Source organism: Pelagimonas varians (assembly GCF_003208435.1).
In the GTDB taxonomy this organism is placed as follows: Bacteria; Pseudomonadota; Alphaproteobacteria; order Rhodobacterales; family Rhodobacteraceae; genus Pelagimonas; species Pelagimonas varians.
This window is the reverse complement of the sequence record NZ_QKMF01000008.1, coordinates 105,577-125,539: the sequence shown is the minus strand read 5'-3', so window position 1 is coordinate 125,539 and position 19,963 is coordinate 105,577. Positions and strand designations below refer to the sequence as shown.

14 protein-coding genes are annotated in these 19,963 nt (G+C 56.0%); 10 read left to right on the top strand and 4 right to left on the bottom strand.

Annotated features, from left to right (window positions below):
• Window positions 1-56: 56 nt before the first annotated feature.
• Both C8N36_RS12490 and pbpC read left to right on the top strand, forming a co-directional pair.
• A complete protein-coding gene (locus C8N36_RS12490) occupies window positions 57-5,507 on the top strand; it encodes an alpha-2-macroglobulin family protein (protein ID WP_110767901.1) in 5,451 nt (1,816 codons plus the stop codon).
• Window positions 5,508-5,522: 15 nt separating this feature from the next.
• Entirely contained in the window at window positions 5,523-7,538 is a 2,016-nt protein-coding gene (gene pbpC / locus C8N36_RS12485) for a penicillin-binding protein 1C (RefSeq protein WP_097804982.1), read from the top strand.
• 72 nt (window positions 7,539-7,610) lie between these two features.
• On the opposite strand, the gene C8N36_RS12480 is transcribed toward pbpC, so the two are convergent.
• Entirely contained in the window at window positions 7,611-8,789 is a 1,179-nt protein-coding gene (locus tag C8N36_RS12480; protein WP_097804983.1) for an acetyl-CoA C-acyltransferase family protein, read from the bottom strand.
• A gap of 137 nt (window positions 8,790-8,926) precedes the next feature.
• On the opposite strand from C8N36_RS12480, the gene C8N36_RS12475 reads away from it, so the two are divergent.
• Window positions 8,927-9,235 carry an EthD family reductase gene (locus C8N36_RS12475; RefSeq protein WP_097804984.1) on the top strand — a complete coding sequence of 103 codons (309 nt, stop codon included), beginning with the start codon at window positions 8,927-8,929 and terminating at the stop codon, window positions 9,233-9,235.
• A gap of 100 nt (window positions 9,236-9,335) precedes the next feature.
• On the opposite strand, the gene C8N36_RS24175 is transcribed toward C8N36_RS12475, so the two are convergent.
• A complete protein-coding gene (locus tag C8N36_RS24175) occupies window positions 9,336-9,479 on the bottom strand; it encodes a hypothetical protein (RefSeq protein WP_170125870.1) in 144 nt (47 codons plus the stop codon).
• A 460-nt stretch (window positions 9,480-9,939) separates the two neighbouring features.
• Here C8N36_RS24175 and leuC point away from each other — a divergent pair, with 460 nt between their 5' ends.
• The 4 genes from leuC to C8N36_RS12455 all read left to right on the top strand — a co-directional run bounded on the left by leuC (window position 9,940) and on the right by C8N36_RS12455 (window position 14,102).
• Window positions 9,940-11,346, top strand: a complete 1,407-nt coding sequence (gene leuC, locus C8N36_RS12470) for a 3-isopropylmalate dehydratase large subunit (RefSeq protein ID WP_097804985.1) — start codon at window positions 9,940-9,942, stop codon at window positions 11,344-11,346.
• Complete coding sequence (leuD, locus tag C8N36_RS12465; protein WP_097804986.1) at window positions 11,346-11,951, top strand: 3-isopropylmalate dehydratase small subunit; 606 nt, start codon at window positions 11,346-11,348, stop codon at window positions 11,949-11,951. The genes leuC and leuD overlap by 1 nt, the downstream gene beginning before the upstream one ends.
• Window positions 11,952-12,333: 382 nt before the next feature.
• The gene (locus tag C8N36_RS12460; protein WP_176527095.1) at window positions 12,334-13,152 is read left to right on the top strand and encodes a hypothetical protein; all 819 of its coding nucleotides are present in this window, start codon (window positions 12,334-12,336) and stop codon (window positions 13,150-13,152) included.
• Window positions 13,035-14,102: an endonuclease/exonuclease/phosphatase family protein gene (locus C8N36_RS12455; RefSeq protein ID WP_170125869.1), complete on the top strand. Its 1,068-nt coding sequence runs from the start codon at window positions 13,035-13,037 to the stop codon at window positions 14,100-14,102. The genes C8N36_RS12460 and C8N36_RS12455 overlap by 118 nt, the downstream gene beginning before the upstream one ends.
• On the opposite strand, the gene C8N36_RS12450 is transcribed toward C8N36_RS12455, so the two are convergent.
• Window positions 14,038-14,958: a Rossmann-fold NAD(P)-binding domain-containing protein gene (locus tag C8N36_RS12450; protein WP_097804987.1), complete on the bottom strand. Its 921-nt coding sequence runs from the start codon at window positions 14,956-14,958 to the stop codon at window positions 14,038-14,040. The genes C8N36_RS12455 and C8N36_RS12450 overlap by 65 nt on opposite strands.
• A 126-nt stretch (window positions 14,959-15,084) precedes the next feature.
• Between C8N36_RS12450 and C8N36_RS12445 the strand changes: the two genes are divergently transcribed.
• The 3 genes from C8N36_RS12445 (at window position 15,085) to C8N36_RS12435 (ending at window position 18,277) form a co-directional block, all read left to right on the top strand.
• Window positions 15,085-15,948 carry a LysR family transcriptional regulator gene (locus C8N36_RS12445; protein ID WP_306456918.1) on the top strand — a complete coding sequence of 288 codons (864 nt, stop codon included), beginning with the start codon at window positions 15,085-15,087 and terminating at the stop codon, window positions 15,946-15,948.
• A gap of 57 nt (window positions 15,949-16,005) precedes the next feature.
• Window positions 16,006-17,109: a 3-isopropylmalate dehydrogenase gene (leuB, locus tag C8N36_RS12440; protein WP_097804989.1), complete on the top strand. Its 1,104-nt coding sequence runs from the start codon at window positions 16,006-16,008 to the stop codon at window positions 17,107-17,109.
• Window positions 17,110-17,332: 223 nt separating this feature from the next.
• The gene (locus C8N36_RS12435; RefSeq protein ID WP_245910803.1) at window positions 17,333-18,277 is read left to right on the top strand and encodes a DMT family transporter; all 945 of its coding nucleotides are present in this window, start codon (window positions 17,333-17,335) and stop codon (window positions 18,275-18,277) included.
• Between the two features lie 101 nt (window positions 18,278-18,378).
• On the opposite strand, the gene C8N36_RS12430 is transcribed toward C8N36_RS12435, so the two are convergent.
• Window positions 18,379-19,962, bottom strand: coding sequence for a 2-isopropylmalate synthase (locus C8N36_RS12430; RefSeq protein ID WP_097804991.1), 1,584 nt, complete (start codon window positions 19,960-19,962; stop codon window positions 18,379-18,381).
• Window position 19,963 lies beyond the last annotated feature (1 nt).

Below are 19,963 nucleotides of genomic sequence, written 5' to 3'. Positions count from 1 at the left end.
TCAGAATCTTGGTCACATGTAAGCATATGCATATGAACCGAAAAGGAGCATTTATTATGCGACATTTTGTGATCGCCCTGCTTGCAGGATTGGCCGCATTGCCGTTTGCCACACCCAGTTTCGCGCAGGACACGGGCCCTGCAGTGCCTGATCGCCGTGTGGTTATTACCCGTGATGTCGACTTCTTCGGTTCTGATCTGCAGTCCTTGTTCGATACCTCACTTGAAGCCTGCCAAAAGCTTTGTCTTGATACGCCGGATTGTCAGGCTTTCACGTTCAATTCGCGGTCCAACGCTTGTTTTCCAAAAGCGGCTGTGACGGACCGCCAGCCCTATGACGGGGCTGTGTCCGCGTTGGTGATTAACACGGGGCCGGATGTTCAAACCCGCGCGGCAGAGCGCAGGCTTGATCTTGGATTTCTCGATGCACGCGACTTGGAGCGCGCCAAGACAGAAGCGGCAGCGCTGGGCGCACGTCACACTGGCGGGCAATGGAGCCCGCGCGCGCTGCTTGAGGCGGCAGACAACAGTTTAGCTTCGGGAAATTTGGAAGATAGTGCGCTTTGGGTCGGGACAGCCTTGGCCCAAACAGACGACGCGGCGCATTGGCTAAGATATGGCCAATTGTCTGCTCGCGTTGCCGAGGAAATACAGGGGGCGGATCAAAGAAAATTTCGCGCCCGCGCCTTCCTTGCGTCGATCAACGGGTATTTGCGCGCAGATGACAGTGATCTGATGATTGATGCCCTGCGCGACATGGCTTTGGCTCTGGACAAGCTGGATCGGGGTCGGGAAATGATTCCGGCACTGCGGCTAGCAGAATTTTATGGGACCCGCCCGGATGTGACAGAACTGCTCGATCAAGCCGTTGGAAAATACGGCTTTCGAATTCGGGAACACTCAGTCGAAGCCGATATTGCCGACCCGCAAGTTTGTGTGGAATTCACAGAAAAACTGGTGCGCGCCGGGGTCGATTATGCGCCCTATGTCCGGCTGCCTGATCCGCGGATGGCCGTCACTGCGAATGGCGACCGGATCTGTGTGACAGGTGTTGAGCATGGTGGGCGCTACACGATTACCTTCCGGTCGGGACTGCCCGCAGATAGCGGTGAAACGCTGATCCGCAACACGGATATCACAGCCTATGTGCGTGACCGTTCTCCGGCGGTGTCCTTTCCTGGGCGGGCTTATGTTTTGCCTCGCTCCGCTGACGCAGGGCTGCCTATTGAAACAGTGAATTTGGCGGAGGTTGATTTGGTTCTTCGCCGTGTTTCGGACCGGAACTTGACCCGTGCAATGCAAGACAGTTATTTCGGAAAACCGCTGTCAAAGTGGGAAGAGCAGCACTTTAGCCGCGATATCGCCGAGGAAATCTGGACCGGAAAAGGCGAAGTTGAAAACCGCTTGAACACAGACATTCTGACCCGTTTGCCAATGGGCGATGTTGTCGGGGATTTGCCCGCTGGGGTTTATGCACTGACAGCGGCCGTACCGGGATCTGACGAATTCTCTGATGGGCGGGCAACGCAGTGGTTTATCCTGTCCGATATCGGTCTGACATCCCTTCAAGGCAACGATGGGTTGACGGTCTTTGCACGCAGTTTGTCCAGTGCAGAGCCTTTGGCAGGTCTTGATGTTTCCTTGCTGTCCAGCGCCAATCGGGTTCTGGCAACAGTGCAAGCAGATGCACAGGGGGTCGCCCACTTTGCGGCTGGCTTGTTGCGCGGCACCGGCGGCGCTCAGGCAGAGTTGATCACCGCCAAACGCGGTGACGATGATCTGGCATTTTTGTCTTTGACCGATCCGGCGTTTGACCTGTCAGATCGCGGAGTCGAGGGGCGCGATCCTGCCGGACCTATAGATGCGTTTTTGACAACAGACCGCGGTGCCTACCGCGCCGGTGAAGTGGTCTATGCCACGGCATTGCTGCGCGATTCGAAAGCTGCTGCTGTTGGCGATATTCCCCTCACGGCGGTTCTAACCCGTCCTGATGGCGTCGAGTATTCGCGCCATGTCTCGGATGGTGGCGTGGATGGCGGTCATGTCTATTCCTTGCCCATCGCAAATGCGGCCCCGCGCGGCACATGGCAACTTGAGGTCTTTACTGACCCCGATGCTGATCCTGTCGCCACTGCAAATCTGTTGGTTGAAGACTTTGTTCCAGAGCGCATTGATTTCGATCTGAGCCTGCCGGACGGTCCGATAAACCCGCTTGATGCACCAAAACTGACAGTTGATGCTCGGTATTTGTTCGGGGCCGTGGGGGCCGATTTGCCGATTGAAGGCGAATTGCAGCTGAGCAGTCAAACAACCCTCAAAGCCTTTCCCCGCTATCAGTTCGGCCGCCATGACGATTACCGCGCGGTGCGGACCAACAGCTTTGCGGCGGATCTGACAACAGACGCGCAGGGCAAAGCCTCTCTGACGCTTCCTTTTCCGGACATTGATGCAAAGGGGCGTCCGATGTTGGCACGCGCCACGCTGCGCTTGTCAGAGGCATCGGGTCGCCCGGTTGAACGTGAAATCACCCGTCCCGTGCTGCCCGCGACCCCGATGATTGGCATTCGCCCAGCGTTCGAGGGGGTGCTTGGCGAAGGGGCAGAAGCGGGTTTTGATCTTCTGGCACTTGGCCCAGATCTGAAGCCGCAAGTGATGGATGTCACATGGCAGATCAACCGCGTGCGCACACGGTATCAATGGTATCAGCAATACGGCAACTGGAATTGGGAACCGATCACCACGCGCGAAACAGTAGCAAACGGGACCGGCCTTCTGGGCGACACAGCCTTGTCTGTTTCAGCAGGCGTAGACTGGGGTGAATACGAGCTGGTGGTTGAGCGGTTGGATGGCAGCTATGTCGCGGCCTCAATGAGCTTTTCGGCAGGTTGGTATGGGGGTGCGGACGCGTCCGATACACCGGATATGTTGGAACTGTCTTTGGATAAACCGGCCTATTTGCCCGGCGAAACCGCAACGATTCGTATGGTGCCGCGCTATGCGGGCAAAGCCTTGATCACCGTCCTCGCGGATCGGGTGATTTCAATGCAAGCGGTAGATGTATCCGAAGGTGAAACCACGCTGCAATTGCCTGTAACGGATGAATGGGGCGCAGGAGTCTACGTGACGGCCCAAGTAATCCGCCCGATGGACGTGACCGCAGGACAAAACCCGGCGCGGGCGTTGGGTTTGGCCCATGCAGCAGTTGATCCGGGACCTCGAAAACTTGCGGTGTCTTTTGATGCACCGGCCGAGATTTCGCCGCGCGGGTTGCTTACAGCGGCGGTGCAGATTGAAGGGATGAACGAAGGGGATACAGCCCATGTGACCGTCGCAGCCGTTGACCTTGGAATTTTGAACCTAACCGGTTTCAAATCGCCTGATCCCACTGGGTATTACTTTGGTCAACGTCGGTTGGGGGTCGAAATCCGCGACATCTATGGTCGATTGATCGACGGAATGAACGGTGCGATGGGCGCAGTGCGTTCGGGTGGTGATTATGCCGCCGGTATGCGGATGCAAAGCCCGCCTCCGACCGAAGATCTCGTCGCCTTTTTCAGCGGACCGGTGACGGTTGATGCAAATGGCCGTGGAGAGGTTGTCTTTGACGTCCCTGATTTCAACGGCACTGTTCGCCTTATGGCTGTGGCGTGGTCCGGCACCGCCGTCGGACAGGCCGAGGCGGATGTTCTGGTCCGTGATCCTGTGGTGATCAGCGCCTCATTGCCGCGCTTTTTGGCACCGGGCGACAGCGCCCGTCTCCATCTGGAATTGACCCATACCAAAGGCGCAGCAGGCGAAATGCCGTTTGCGATCACTGCGCAGGGTTTGGCGTTGAATGCATCTGTTTTGCCTGCCTCTGTAACAATTGAGGAACAAGGAAAGTTGGCGTTGGATATCCCGTTGACTGCCGATCTGGTCGGGGATCACACCATTGATATTGCGTTGACGACACCGGATGGCGCGATTTTGACCAAATCGCTGTCGCTTGGGGTGCGTTCAAACGACCCAGCGGTTGGTGCGACGCGCCGCTTGTCTTTGGCTCCGGGGCAGACCTTTACTCTGGACCGTGATGTATTCGCTGGGTTGCGGCTAGAATCCGCAACGGCGCTTGTGTCTGCTGGGCCTTTGGCACGGTTTGACGCCCCCGGTTTGCTGGCCAAACTGGATCGCTATCCATACGGCTGTACCGAACAAGTTACGTCGCAAGCGCTGCCTCTGCTGTACCTGAGTTCGATTGCTGAACCGCTGGGCCTTGGCAATCAAGACAAGATCGCATTGCGTATTCGTCAGTCGATCACGCGTGTTCTGACCCGCCAAGCGCCGAACGGGGCCTTCGGCCTTTGGGGGGCCTATTCAGGTGAATTCTGGCTAGACGCTTACGTCACCGATTTCCTCGGGCGGGCGCGGACAGCGGGCTACGATGTGCCTGACTTGGCGTGGCGCAATGCGCTGGACAACTTGCGCAACCGCATCGCTTATGCTCCCGACTTCGATGAGGGTGGAGAAGATATTGCCTATGCGTTGATGGTTCTTGCCCGCGAGGGAGAGGCCGCGATGGGCGATCTGCGCTACTATGCCGACGAACGGGCGTCTGCCTTTGCGACACCGCTGGCGCAGGCGCAACTGGGCGCGGCTTTGGCAGCTTATGGCGATCAAAAGCGCGCCGATCAGATGTTTGCCTTGGCGTCGGGCAATGTGCCGACACAGGTTTGGTCCAAAACCCGTCTGTATCGCGCCGACTTTGGCAGTTCGGTTCGTGATGCTGCCGGTGTTCTGTCCCTAGCGGTCGAAGCGCGCAGCGATGCCGTCGACCGGGAAGCGTTGACCGGTCGTATTGCAGCGGTCAACCGGCCACTGTCGACGCAAGAACAGGCATGGGCGTTGCTTGCGGCGCATGCCATGACCGAGGACCCTAGCATTTCCGGACTGTCTGAAAACGGAGAGCCGATTTCCGGACCGTTTGTGCGCCGGATTGAAGGCAGCACGTTGAACAGCCGTGAAATCACCAACACTTCGGATCGGGCGACGGATCTTACCTTGACCACCCTGGGTATTCCTGACGGCGAAGTTGACGCGACAGGCTATGGCTATTCTATTGAGCGGGATTACTACGCGATGGATGGCACGCCGGTTACGGGTGACATCCAGATGGGGGATCGATTGGTTGCGGTGCTGACCGTGCGGCCAAGTGACAAAACCAGCGCACGGCTGATGGTCAACGATCCATTGCCTGCCGGGTTTGAGATCGACAACCCGAGTTTGTTGCGGGCCGGTGACCTCAAGGCGTTGAGCTGGTTGAAACCTTCCGACACAGAGCATTCCGAGTTTCGGGCGGATCGGTTCTTGGCGGCGGTCAATCAATCCGGCAATAAGACGATCCAGCTGGCCTATGTGTTGCGGGCAGTATCCCCCGGAAGTTTCCACCACCCCGCAGCCTTGGTCGAGGATATGTACCGTCCTGACTATCGCGCCAATACCGCATCCGGTCGGGTAACGATCCGGCCATGATAGCGGGCTGAGCAAATGCGCAGCCTGTTTGCCTGTGTTTTGGTTTTGTGGTGCGTGGGTTTTGCCCGCGACCAGTTGGATAGCTATGTCGATGCGACTGTGCTTCCGGTTCTGGTGCATGCGACCTCGCCAGAAGTGCGGGATCGCAATGGGGTGCTGTTGCGCGCTTATACAATCGAAGACGGGTTGTGGCGGATGGAATTGTCGCCCGATCAGGTAGATCCGTTGTTTTACAAAATGCTGATCGCCTATGAAGACAAGCGGTTTTATCAGCATGGCGGTATTGATCCTCTGGCGACGGTACGGGCTTTTGGTCAGGCTGTGCGGCATGGGCGCGTTGTGTCAGGGGCATCCACGCTGACCATGCAGGTCGCGCGATTGCTTGAGGACGGGTCCACCGGACGCTGGGACGGAAAGTTGCGACAGATGCGGCTGGCGCTTGCACTGGAACGGCAGCTTGGCAAAGAACAGATTTTGGCAATCTATCTGCGGATCGCCCCTTATGGCGGTAATATCGAAGGGCTGCGCGCCGCTTCCTTGGCGTGGCTTGGCAAGGAGCCGAAACGGCTGACGCCAGCCGAGGCTGCATTTTTGGTGTCCTTGCCGCAAGCCCCAGAAAGCCGCCGTCCTGATCGCCACCCCGAAGCGGCTAGAATTGCGCGGGATCGCGTGCTGATGCGTATGGTGCAGGCGGGTGTGATTGACACCGAGACAGCTTTGGCCGGGCAATCGGACCCTGCACCAAACGGGCGGCACGCTGTTCCTCAGTTGGCCCCGCATATGTCTGATCGGGCGATTTCAGCGGGGCCGGGGCGATATGATCTGACACTGGACGCGAATGTGCAACAGAGTCTTGAGACGCTGGTGGCGGACCATATGGCAAGTCGTGATCCACGATTGTCGATGGCCATTGTTGTGGCGGATCATCAAAGCGGAGAGATTTTGGCCTCTGTCGGGTCGCCTGACTATACGGGCACCGTCGGGCAAGGGTTCGTTGATATGACACAGGCATTGCGCTCACCTGGTTCAACGTTGAAACCCTTGGTTTACGGTTTGGCTTTTGACCGCGGCTTGGCACATCCTGAAACGCTGATCTTGGACACGCCTGTGCAGTTTGGGGCCTATGCACCGCAGAATTTTGACGGGGTGTTTCGGGGGGAGTTGTCGGTGCGCCGCGCACTGCAGCTGTCGCTGAACATTCCGGTGATCCGTTTGACCGAGGCTTTGGGCTCTGCACATTTGCTGGCGGCGATGAAGCAGGCAGGTACAAAGCCGCAGCTGCAAGGGGGCGCACCGGGTTTGGCGCTCAGTCTGGGCGGGCTTGGTGTGTCTTTGCAAGATATGGTTCAGCTTTATGCCGCGTTGGCCCGCGGAGGAGAATCCGTGCCTTTGCGATGGCTTTCCGAGCGAGAAGCCGAGGCGGCGCGGCGGATTTTGTCCCCTGCTTCGGCGTGGCAAGTTGGGCATATTTTGGCCGGCGTGACACCGCCTGCCTTGGCCGGCCCGCCCGGACGGGTGGCCTATAAAACCGGTACATCCTATGGGCACCGTGATGCATGGGCGCTGGGCTGGGATGGGCAATTTGTGGCCGGTGTTTGGATAGGTCGGCCTGATGGAACCCCTGTTCCGGGGGCATTTGGCGGATCAGATGCTGCACCTGTGTTGTTCCAAGCCTTGGAACGGGCCCGCTTGAAGTCGGTTCCTTTGCCACCGCCACCGCCTGAAACGCTTTTAGTGGCGCGGGCGCAATTGCCGCTCAATTTGCAGCGGTTTGGACCGCGCCAAAAGGCGTCTGGGTTGCGGCTGACGTTTCCGCCCGATGGCGCAAGGTTGGAAGCGGCTGCAGGAGGGGTTCCGATCAAGCTGCGCGGCGGTGTGCCGCCATTCACACTGTTGGTAGATGGAGCCGTTGGACTTTCAGGGCTGTACCGGCCGGACTTTATTACACCGCCGATGGGGCCGGGGTTCACCAAATTGTCGGTGGTTGATGCACAGGGTAATTCTGGCCGGGTTTCGATAGAATTGCAGTGACATTTCTAGTGAGGACGGGGGCGACGCTGGCTCGCAAGCGAGCCTCGCCCCACCCACCGTCCCGCAGTTTTATCAGATGCGTTCGATTGCCAAAGCGATGCCTTGACCGCCGCCAATACACATGGTGATCAGCGCCTTGGAACCGCCAGTGCGCTCAAGCTCATAGAGTGCTTTGACTGTGATGATGGCACCTGTTGCCCCGACAGGGTGACCAAGCGCAATTGCACCGCCGTTGGGGTTCACCTTGGCGGGATCGAGCCCAAGACCCTTGTTGACAGCCAGAGCTTGACTGGCAAAGGCCTCGTTGGATTCAATCACGTCGAAGTCGGACAAGGTCAAACCCGTGCGGGCCAACAGGTTTTCAACTGCGGGAATAGGACCGATGCCCATGACTTCGGGGCGTACGCCAGCATGCGCATAGCCAATAATGCGGGCGCGCGGTTTAAGACCAGCAGCTTCGGCCGCACTGGCGCGGGCCAGTACAAGCGCCGCAGCCCCGTCGTTGATGCCCGACGCGTTGCCTGCCGTGACAGTTCCATCTTTTTGGAAAACGGTGCGCAAACCTGACAGGATATCAAGCGTGGTCGCTTTGGGGTGTTCGTCTGTGTCAAAGGCAACCATTTCGCGTTTGCGTTTCACTTGGACAGGCGCGATCTGTTCTTTAAAGTGCCCGGACTCGATCGCAGCAAGTGCGCGGTTTTGGCTTTCGACGGCAAAGGCATCTTGATTATCACGTGTAATGTCATGTTCAGCCGCAACATTTTCGGCTGTGACACCCATATGGCCAGTGCCAAACGGGCAATTGAGCGCGCCAAGCATCATATCCAGTGTCTGGATGTCGCCCATTTTGGCACCCCACCGTTGGCTGGGTACAATGTAGGGGCTGCGAGACATGTTTTCAGCGCCGCCAACCAAAGCGAAATCCGCATCCCCAAGCATCAGGGATTGTGCGCCGGAAATGATCGCCTGAACGCCAGATCCGCATAGGCGGTTTACGTTCATCGCTGGCACAACATCAGGGACGCCCGCCTGCATTGCCGTGACGCGTGACAGATACATATCGCGCGGTTCGGTGTTGATGACTTGGCCCATGATCACATTGCCAATTTGGGCTGGATCTACATTTGAACGCTCAAGTGCCGCTTTTGCGACCACCGTTCCCAAATCGATTGGGGTCGTGCCGGCCAATGCGCCGCCAAAAGTTCCGATTGCGGTGCGTGCGCCGCCTAGGATGACGATATCGTCGCTCATGTCTGTCCTCCTCACAGGTTTGGATAAACTATGCATGCTGCGTTGCCGCATGTCAGCATCTACGTTCCGTAACTAATAATTAGGCCGTTGGACAAAAGTCGCGTAGCCTTCGTGCATCCGTCTCGAAAGGAAAATAAATGAGCGTTTCACTACAGGTTCTTTACCCGGTGTCCGAGGGCACGACCTTTGACTACGATTACTATTTGTCGACCCATATGGAAATGGTTGGGACCGTTATGGGGGCACATATCTCTCAGACATTGGTCACCAAGGGACTGGCGGGCGGTCCTGAGACGCCTCCTGGTTTTTACGCGATTGCGAGCATGGTTTTTGCAGATCAAGCGGCGCTTGATGCGGCTTTGTCTGTCGCGGGTCCGGTTTTGGAAGACATTCCAAAATTCACCAATACCCAGCCTCAGATGCTGATCGGTCAGGTTTGTAGCTAAGTTGACTTTCAGGAGTGCCGAAGCCTGACTTTGGCACTCTGAGAAACGCGGGATATCTTTCGATAACGCCGGCAGCAACAGGTTCTTTCAGCCTGCGAGTTTACTGCTGAAAGAAAACCGGTGGGATTGAACTTGGGTTGATCGGTTCGACAGTTGGGGCCACGCCAAGAGCATGCACAGACACTGCCGCGACCAAGAGAACGGCCATCAGTCCGATGTTCAAGATGTTTAACCCGCTACGCATTTTTCTTCCTTTTGAGACGCTGTTTCGAAAAACGTCCTGATACCCACTGCAAAAGGGGTATCAATGCGCTTTGGCTCATCCCTTCAATGCGACAAAACGGCTGTTTTGCATCTGTCGGCGCATTCTTGCGATGGAAGACCACATAATAGGTGCATTTCAAGTGTATTTTTACGGATAAGTTAATTCAGGCGCTTATGTGCCATACTCATGCGAGGCAAGTCTGCCAGCAAACAGCGCTGCGGATCTAATGCTGCCTCGGACTCAGTTTGCCTTGATTTTGCAGCATAGCGCAGATACATGCAGTCCATGTTTCCGCTTTTCGACATCGGCGACCGCGCGCGCCTTCGTGAACGCTTTTACGGTGCCACCTTCTCTGTGCTGGCCCGACTATAACTGCGCGGCGTGAAAAACGCCGACCCAACAGCCAATTCCATTAGCAAACAATACGGGAGAGGACCGCATGTCCCCCAAAACGATCTATGACAAAATCTGGGATGCCCATGTCGTGCAAGAAGACGCCGACGGCACCAGCCTGCTGTATATTGACCGCCACCTCGTTCACGAAGTGACCTCGCCGCAAGCCTTCGAAGGTCTGCGTATGGCGGGCCGTACAGTGCGTGCGCCTGACAAAACCATTGCCGTTCCGGATCACAACGTTCCGACAACGCATGGCCGCGAAAACCCTGAAACAATGACCGAAGACAGCCGTGTTCAGGTTGCTGCGCTGGATACGAACGCCAAGGAATTCGGCATTCATTATTATCCTGTGACCGACGTGCGTCAGGGTATTGTGCACATCGTTGGTCCTGAACAGGGTTGGACCCTGCCGGGCATGACCGTTGTTTGCGGCGATTCGCACACAGCGACGCATGGTGCATTTGGCGCTCTGGCACATGGCATCGGCACCTCCGAGGTCGAGCACGTTCTGGCCACCCAGACGCTGATCCAAAAGAAATCGCTGAACATGAAGGTCGAAATCACTGGCAAGTTGAAGCCCGGTGTGACCGCCAAAGACATCACACTGGCTGTGATCGGTGAAACCGGCACTGGCGGCGGCACTGGCTATGTCATCGAATATTGTGGTGAAGCGATCCGCGATCTGTCGATGGAAGGTCGCATGACTGTCTGCAATATGGCCATCGAAGGCGGTGCCCGCGCTGGTTTGATTGCGCCGGACGACGTGACCTATGCGTATGTCAAAGGCCGTCCTCACGCCCCCAAAGGCGCACAGTGGGAAGCCGCTTTGACGTGGTGGAAAACGTTGTTCACCGACGAAGGCGCGCATTTCGACAAGGTTGTCACGCTGAAAGGCGAAGACATCCAGCCGGTTGTCACGTGGGGCACCTCGCCTGAGGATGTTTTGCCAATCACCGGTGTTGTGCCCAGCCCCGAAGACTTCAAGGGCGGCAAGGTCGACGCTGCACGCCGTTCCATTGAATATATGGGTCTAACACCCGGTCAAAAATTGACGGACATTGAGATCGACACCGTGTTCATCGGTTCGTGCACCAACGGCCGCATCGAAGATCTGCGCGCCGCTGCCGAGATCTTGAAAGGCAAAAAGATCAAAGTCGGCATGCGTGCCATGGTTGTTCCGGGTTCTGGTCTGGTCCGTGCGCAGGCCGAAGAAGAAGGCCTGTCGCAAATCTTTGAGGATGCCGGTTTTGAATGGCGCCTTGCGGGGTGTTCCATGTGTCTGGCGATGAACCCCGATCAACTGGCCGAGGGTGAGCGTTGCGCATCTACATCGAACCGTAACTTCGAGGGTCGTCAGGGCTATAAAGGCCGGACACACCTTGTTTCACCTGGAATGGCTGCTGCTGCTGCGCTGACTGGCAAACTCACCGATGTTCGGGAGATGATGTAATGGATAAGTTCGAAACAATCACAGGCGTTGCGGCCCCTATGCCGCTGGTCAATATCGATACTGATATGATCATTCCAAAGGTGTTTCTAAAGTCGATCCAGCGCACTGGCTTTGGTGTGAACCTGTTCGACGAAATGCGCTACACGCGGGACGGCGATGAAATCGCCGATTTCGTGCTGAACAAACCGCAGTACCGCGAAACCGAAATTTTGGTGGCTGGCGATAACTTTGGCTGCGGGTCGTCCCGTGAACATGCGCCATGGGCGATCAAGGATTTCGGCATCAAATGCGTGATCTCGACGTCCTTCGCGGACATCTTCTTTAACAACTGTTTCAAGAACGGCATCTTGCCAATCGTTTTGCCGCAAGAGCAAGTCGACGTCTTGATGAAGGATGCGGAAAAGGGCCAAAACGCCCGTATGACCATCGATCTTGAGGCGCAAACCGTGACGACATCAGACGGCGAAGCAATTTCCTTTGAGGTGGATGCTTTCAAAAAGCATTGTCTGTTGAACGGGTTGGACGATATTGGTTTGTCGCTCGAGAAAGTCGCGGCAATCGATACCTACGAAGAGAAATCCGCGCAGGCTCGCCCTTGGGTGTGACGCTGCAAAAACGTTAGTATTGAAACCCGGCCTTGTAAGAGGTCGGGTTTTTTTTATGTGTTTAGCCCATAAAAGATGGGTCAATCGGCTTTTCACAGAACGCTTGTGTGCCAAAATCAGCCAACCCCAAGATATTGCGATTTTCCAACAGGTTGTAAGGCACTGTTAACGAAGATGATGCATTCTCGCACCAGTTGGATTGCGAAGTTGCGACAAAATGGGCTTCCTTGACATCGGCATGTTGTCGCCGAGGGGGAACTGGGGCAAAACTAAGGCAATAATGAGGCAAGCTGTCACAAACGACAGCATCGGGATGGAACAAGAAACCGGCATCGTATCGGCTTCGTCCAGACTGAAAGGGCAGGATCTAGTGATCAAACGTATGTTCGGTGCATCCGTTCGGGCGATACTTGTGGCGTCGGTTTTTGCGATGCCTGCGATTATGTTGCCAGGAACGTCAGCAGACGCAATTCAGATGGTGGTTTTGCTGTCGATGATTGCGGCATTGTTGGTGTTTGTGGAATACAGCTCCGAATATCCAAGTCTGATTGAGTTTCGCGACGCGCCGCCGTTCAATCGTATCCGGTTTGTGGCATTTTTCTCGACGGTTCTGTTGCTCACCTTGATCGCCCGAGGGGCAACCGTGCCGACGTCCACCAACGGGATGCTGCACAATCTTGGTCATTTGATCGGGAATGCGATGGACTTTCCATTTTCGCCAGTCCGATTGATGGTGCTCTTGGCTCCGGACACAGCGTCGTTGGCCGAGATTGACCAGATTCGTATTCACGCCGGGTTTGCATATCTTATCTCTTTGGCAATGCTCTTGATATTCGTGACATTGGTCCGCGTAATGGATTGGCCGCTTGGTCATGGGGCATTCAATTTCTGGATAAACTTGCCCCTGTTCGACCCGACAGCCGGCGGCGATGTGCTGCGTCGTTTGAAACGAGACAGCCATGTTAACGTCGCCTTAGGCTTCCTTCTGCCATTCTTGATCCCAGCGATCCTCAAGGTCGCTTCGGTCTATGCGATTTCGCCGACATTGACCGATCCACAAACATTGATCTGGACGATGAGCGCATGGGCCTTCTTGCCGGTAAGCTTGATCATGCGGGGGGTGGCGCTGATGCGCATCGCCGACCTGATCGAGGAAAAACGTCGGCGCGCATATGCGCAGGCCGAATTGCAGGTGGTTTAATCCTTCTGGCCAGCTACCTATTGGTGGCTGCCGCTGCTTTTGCAGAGCCGGTTCGTGTGGCGGCTTGGCATGGTGATTTCAGCCGAAAAGGTCCTGGGTTGTTGGTGAAAGAGCTGACATCCGACAAACCGGTTCCGGGTTTGGATGCGATCATAGACGCAAATCCTGACATCTTGCTCCTAACCAATTTTGACTATGATGCCAGTTTGGTGGCGTTAACCGCGCTGCAAACCCGATTGTCTCAGCATGATGTCCGGTTTCCCTATTTATTCTCGGAACGGCCAAACACAGGCATGCCAACCGGCGTGGATATAGACGGAGATGGTCGCAAAGGTGGCCCTCGTGATGCCCAAGGGTTTGGATATTTTTCGGGGCAGGGCGGGCAGGCGATTTTATCCCGTTATCCATTGCATCTCGTTCAAGACAAAACTGCGCTGCTTTGGCAGGATGTGCAGGGGGGCAGCATAGCTGCCGATGACCCCGTCGGTGCTGATCAACGTTTGTCCTCTTCGGCGCATTGGGCGATTGAGGTTGGTGTTGGAAACGACAAATTGATGCTTCTAACCTTGGCCGCGACACCGCCGGTTTTCGATGGGCCCGAGGATCGGAATGGCCGACGTAATCGGGATGAAGTGCTGCTTTGGCCCAACATTTTGTCTTCAAAACCGGATATTTTTGATGGTGCGCCGGTGATCCTAATGGGTAACTTTAATCTTGATCCGGAGCGAGGAGATGGCCTTAGACAAGCCGCGACGAACGTTTTACAGCATCCCGCATTACAGGACCCTTTGCCCAGCCAACCCACGGTCCTCTGGGATCGGGTGGGGGAAATGCGGGTGACCTATGTTTTGCCCGATCGGTCGTTTGTAGTATCTGCAGCGCAGGTTATGCCGCCGTCACCGGATGCCGGGCCACATCGTCTGGTCTGGGTTGATCTTGCGCTTCCATGACTGGTGAAAGCGCCATGCGAATAGCCTCTACTGGTTCGGTGGGCGTAAAGTTTGGCAGCAAGGTGGTCAGTGTGCTGTCGTCCAAGTGATGCGGCAGTCGCCACAGGTATTTCATTTCCAACAGGTGTTTCGCGACCTTCCAAAAAGGGCGCACAAAATAAACTGGCAGCCAGTTCATACGTTTGGCGCGGATCGGCCTAGCCAACGCCTGCGCGCAAAGTGCGGCGAGTTCGTGGCCTGTCAATGTATATCCGGCAAAGGGGATGTCGGCGAACTTTGGCAAGTCGCTCCGTATGTCGCATAGTGCCACAGCTGCGCGGGCCATATCGGGCAAATAGGCCCATGCATGTTCTGTATCCAAGGGGCCGGGGTAGCTGATCTTGTTTTTGGCAATGGGTTGGATCAGCACCTTATCAAACCAGTTTCCGGACGCCTCGGTATCCAAAAAGTCACCTGCTCGCAGCAGTATAACGGGAACATCCGCGGCGCGATAAGCGGCTTCCATTTCGATCCGAATTTGCCCCAAAGGGTTTTGAGCACCATGGGGTGTGTGTTCATCCATTACAGGGCCGGAATGCTCGCCAAACACATAGACATTGCCCGGCTGCAAAACCGTCGCGCCCGAGGATTTCGCAGCTTCTATAATGGCCTGAGTCAATTGGGGCACCGTTACCTCCCAATCTGGATAAGCGGGGTTCCAACCGTTTACGATAACATCTATTCCCCTTGCCGCGCTTTCCAGATCATCGGTCGACCGGTCAAACACCGACACCCGCCAACCTGCGTTCCAAAAGGCCTCGGCGGCAGAACGTCCAAATCGCCCGTTTGCTCCCAAGATTAACACTGTGCCGGTCATGTCATCGTCCTTTCCTATCCGTTGTCTCCTTGATGACCTATTCAGTTTGAATGGGGAATTGCCTGAAAATGCAGATCGTGTATTCATTTGTGAATGGATGCTGCTCTCTCAAACTTGGATTGGTCCTTGATCCAATCTTTCCTTGCTGTTGCCGAAACCGGATCGTTGTCTGAGGCAGCCCGTCAATTGGGGGTGTCGCAACCCACTGTCGGACGGCAAGTGCGCAGTATCGAAGACCATCTTGAGGTGACCTTGTTCAACCGACAGCCGCGCGGGCTCGCTTTGACAGAAACGGGCAAAGCATTGTTACCTCATGCTCGTCAGATGGCAGATGGGCTGCGAACCATAAGCCTGATTGCTGCGGGAAGATCGGACAAACTGTCGGGTCCGGTCCGGATCACGGCCAGCGTGTTCACGGCGCAATACCAACTGCCGCCGATCTTGGCGCAGCTGCGGGCGGAAGAACCTGAAATTAGTATTGATTTGGTGCCCTCAGACAAAACTGAAAACCTGTTGTTTCGCGAGGCGGATATCGCTTTGCGTATGTATCGCCCAGAGCAGCTTGATATTGTGACACGGCATATTGGTGATCTCGAACTGGGGATTTATGCCGCGCGCAGCTATCTTGATCGGGTCGGGCGGCCCGAAACGTTCGACGATCTGTTTGATTTCGACATGGTTGGATATGATCGGAACGATGATATTTTGCGCGGTATGCGTGAGCTGGGTTTGGCGGCGCAGCGCGATTGGTTTGTCACACGCTGCGATCATCATGCGGTTTATTGGGAATTGATCCGAGCCGGTTGCGGTATAGGATTCGCACAGGTGTCCATCGCCGACTCCGATCCGCAGGTCGAACGGCTTTTTGCGCAGTTTCCAATGCCCACTTTGCCGCTTTGGCTGGCCTCTCATGAGGCTGTCCGGTCCACACCGCGCATCAAACGTGTCTGGGATGCCCTTGCGGCGGGGCTTTTGCCGCGCGTTTCTTGACGTTGGGGGTGCTGCGGGCTAGGCCCTTGGCAACCCAAAGGACAAAGGAAAGCCCTCATGAGCAACCCCTCGCTTCTTATCCTTCCCGGCGACGGGATCGGCCCCGAAGTAATGGCCGAAGTGCGCAAGGTCATCACCTGGTTTGGTGACAAGCGCGATCTGGCATTTGACGTAAGCGAGGACCTCGTTGGCGGCGCTGCCTATGACGCACACGGTGTGCCCTTGCATGACGACACGATGGCCAAAGCGCTGGAAGTCGATGCCGTATTGCTTGGTGCCGTTGGTGGCCCGAAATACGACGATCTTGATTTCAGCGTAAAGCCGGAGCGCGGACTGCTGCGTCTGCGCAAGGAAATGGATCTCTATTCCAACCTGCGCCCTGCCCAATGCTTCGATGCATTGGCTGACTTCTCGTCTTTGAAAAAAGACATCGTTGCCGGTCTGGATATCATGATCGTGCGCGAATTGACCTCGGGTGTTTACTTTGGTGAGCCGCGCGGGATCTTCGAAGAAGGCAATGAGCGTGTGGGCATCAACACCCAGCGCTACACCGAGAGCGAGATTGAGCGTGCCGCACGCAGCGCGTTTGAACTGGCGATGCGCCGCAATAAAAAGCTGTGCTCGATGGAAAAAGCCAACGTGATGGAATCGGGCATTTTGTGGCGCGAAGTCGTGACACGGGTCGGCGCTGATTACCCCGAGGTCGAGCTAAGCCACATGTATGCCGACAACGGTGCCATGCAGTTGGTGCGTGCGCCCAAACAGTTTGACGTCATCGTGACCGACAACTTGTTTGGTGACATTCTGTCTGACTGCGCAGCGATGCTGACGGGGTCGTTGGGCATGTTGCCGTCTGCGTCGCTTGGTGCCCCGATGGACAATGGTCGCCCCAAAGCGATGTACGAACCGGTACACGGTTCGGCACCTGACATCACAGGCCAAGGCAAAGCCAACCCGATCGCCTGTATCCTCAGCTTTGCCATGGCACTGCGCTACAGTTTTGACCAAGGGGCCGAAGCTGACCGTTTGGAAGCTGCGGTTGAACAGGTTTTGGCCGATGGTGTGCGTACCGCTGATTTGCTGGGCGAAGAGGGTGTGACCCCTGTTTCCACTGGTGAAATGGGCGATTGCATTGTCGCAGCTTTGGACGCCAGCCTTTAAGGCTTTGCCTAGTTTGCGATTAATACGGGCGCTCTTTTGGGGTGCCCGTTTTCGTTTTTGACGTGGTAAAACGGCAAAGGTGCTGTGGAACAGCGATCAAAGATGACTCTTTTGCAGGGCATTCCCCTTGCGGCTGTCCGGAAGATGGATGTAGGCCAAGAAAGATCGCAGATTTAGATTTGAGTCAGTTATGTCGCAGCCAAACCCACAACAGAATTCTACAATGCAAGCGGCCTTGCTTGGGCTTGCAGCGTTTGCGGTATTTGCAACGCATGATGTGATTATCAAACTGCTGGGAAGCAGCTATTCGGCCATCCAAATTTTGTTCTTTGGGGCTTTGCTCAGCTTTCCTATTATCACTGTGATTTTGATGCGCGATGCCCAGCCCGGCACATTGCGGCCAAAACACCCCGGGTGGATTGCGCTGCGCAGTCTGTCAGGTTCTTTTGCAGCCCTTGGTGCGTTCTATGCGTTTTCGGTGCTGCCTTTGGCGCAGGTCTATGCGATTTTATTCGCCGCGCCACTTTTGATCACGCTTCTGGCCATCCCAATTCTGGGCGAAACCGTGCGATTGCGCCGGGGAATGGCGGTTTTGGCAGGGCTTTGCGGAGTCATTGTGGTGCTGCGCCCAGGTGGTACAGATTTCGGACTGGGCCATGCAGCGGCGCTGGTTTCTGCGGTGACAGGGGCACTTAATTCGATTGTTGTCCGCAAAATCGGTGCGGAGGAGCGAACCGTGGTGATGATCCTATATCCGATGATGACCAACTTTGTGCTCATGGGAATCGCGTTGCCTTTTGTCTATCGGCCAGTTCCCCTTGTTGATTTTGGCCTTATGGCGATTGTTTCGGCAATGGTCCTCGTGGCGATGGCGCTGTTGATTATGGCCTATCAGCGCGGCGAGGCTGTGATGGTCGCCCCGATGCAATATTCTCAAATCTTGTGGGCGGCGTTGTTCGGAGCGCTGTTCTTTGACGAATACCCTGACACGGCCACCTTTATCGGTGCTGGAATAATCATCCTGAGCGGCCTTTATATTTTGCGCCGTGAAGCAGGCAGCGACGCATCGTCCAATCAGCCGGTGCTACGGACCCGAACGCGTGTCGGATTGCCCGCTGGGCCAAGGGTTGGATCCTTTATGAAACGAACCCGCAAGGACGACGCATAATTTCGTTGAGCGAGAGTTCTTGGATGCAAAAAGGGCTCGTGAAGGGCCCTTTTCGTACTTAAAATGATACTTTTGACGCTTGAGAACCGAAAGCGTGAAGCTCACACGTCTTTGTAGCTGATTTCCTTGGCGTCGACGCCCGGCCCAACTTTGGAGCGGCGCACCAGCAGACGGTTCAAAGCCTGAATATACGCTTTTGCCGAGGCAACAACGGTATCGGTATCGGCGGATTGACCGGTGGCGATGTTGCCGTCTTCTTCAAGGCGCACGGAAACTGTGGCCTGCGCGTCGGTACCTTCTGTGACCGCATGCACCTGATAAAGCTGCAATTTTGCGGTATTCGGATGCAAAACGCGCACGGCCTTAAAGGTTGCATCCACCGGACCGTCGCCTTTGCTGGTGGCTGAGACATCCTTGCCTTCGATTTCCATTTCCAGCTCGGCTTCGGCCTTGCCGCCGGTGCCGCAAACGACTCGCATGTTCACCAGCTTCAACTGTGTTGTGTCGTCTTCGGCGGTGGAGACAAGCGCAAGAATATCTTCGTCAAACACTTCTTTCTTGCGGTCGGCCAAATCCTTGAAACGGACAAAGATATCCTTCAGTTGATTGTCACCAACCTCAATCCCCATTTCCTTGAGCTTGGCGCGCAATGCTGCACGACCGGAGTGTTTGCCAAGCGGCAAAGACGTGCCAGACAGGCCCACATCTTCTGGGCGCATAATCTCAAAAGTTTCAGCGTTTTTCAGCATTCCGTCCTGATGGATGCCGCTCTCATGGGCAAACGCGTTTTTGCCGACAATCGCCTTGTTGAACTGGACAGGGAAGCCAGCAACAGAGGCCACCCGACGAGAGATGTGCATGATCTTTTTCGTGTCGACACCTGTGGTGAACGGCATGATGTCATTGCGGATTTTCAGCGCCATGACGACTTCTTCCAACGCGGTGTTGCCCGCGCGTTCGCCAAGGCCGTTGATGGTGCATTCGATCTGGCGCGCGCCGCCTTCGACGGCGGCCAAGGCGTTGGCTGTCGCCATGCCGAGGTCGTTGTGGCAATGCGTTGCAAAGACAACGTCATCGGCACCTGGAACCGTTTCAATCAAACGCCGGATCAAGTCAGAGCTTTCGCGCGGAGCAGTATAGCCGACGGTGTCGGGAATGTTGATCGTACTGGCACCGGCCTTGATGGCGATTTCGACAACACGGCACAGGTAATCCCATTCCGTCCGCGTCGCATCCATCGGCGACCACTGCACGTTGTCAGTCAGGTTCCGCGCATGGCTGACGGTTTCATGAATCCGGTCAGCCATCTCATCCATCGTCAGGTTTGGAATCGCACGGTGCAATGGTGAGGTGCCGATAAAGGTGTGGATCCGCGGTTTGGCGGCCAGTTTCACAGCCTCAAAGCAGCGATCAATGTCGGGCAGTTGGGCACGGGCCAATCCGCAAATCACCGACTGTTTGGACCGTTGGGCAATTTCGGACACGGCGCGAAAATCCCCTTCGGAAGCGATGGGGAAGCCCGCTTCGATAATGTCGACGCCCATATCATCCAGCAACTCGGCAATTTCGAGCTTTTCGTCGTGGGTCATGGTTGCGCCGGGCGATTGTTCCCCATCGCGCAGGGTGGTGTCGAAAATGACGACGCGGTTTTTGTCGGATTCGGGCGATGTTTTTGCTTTGGTCATG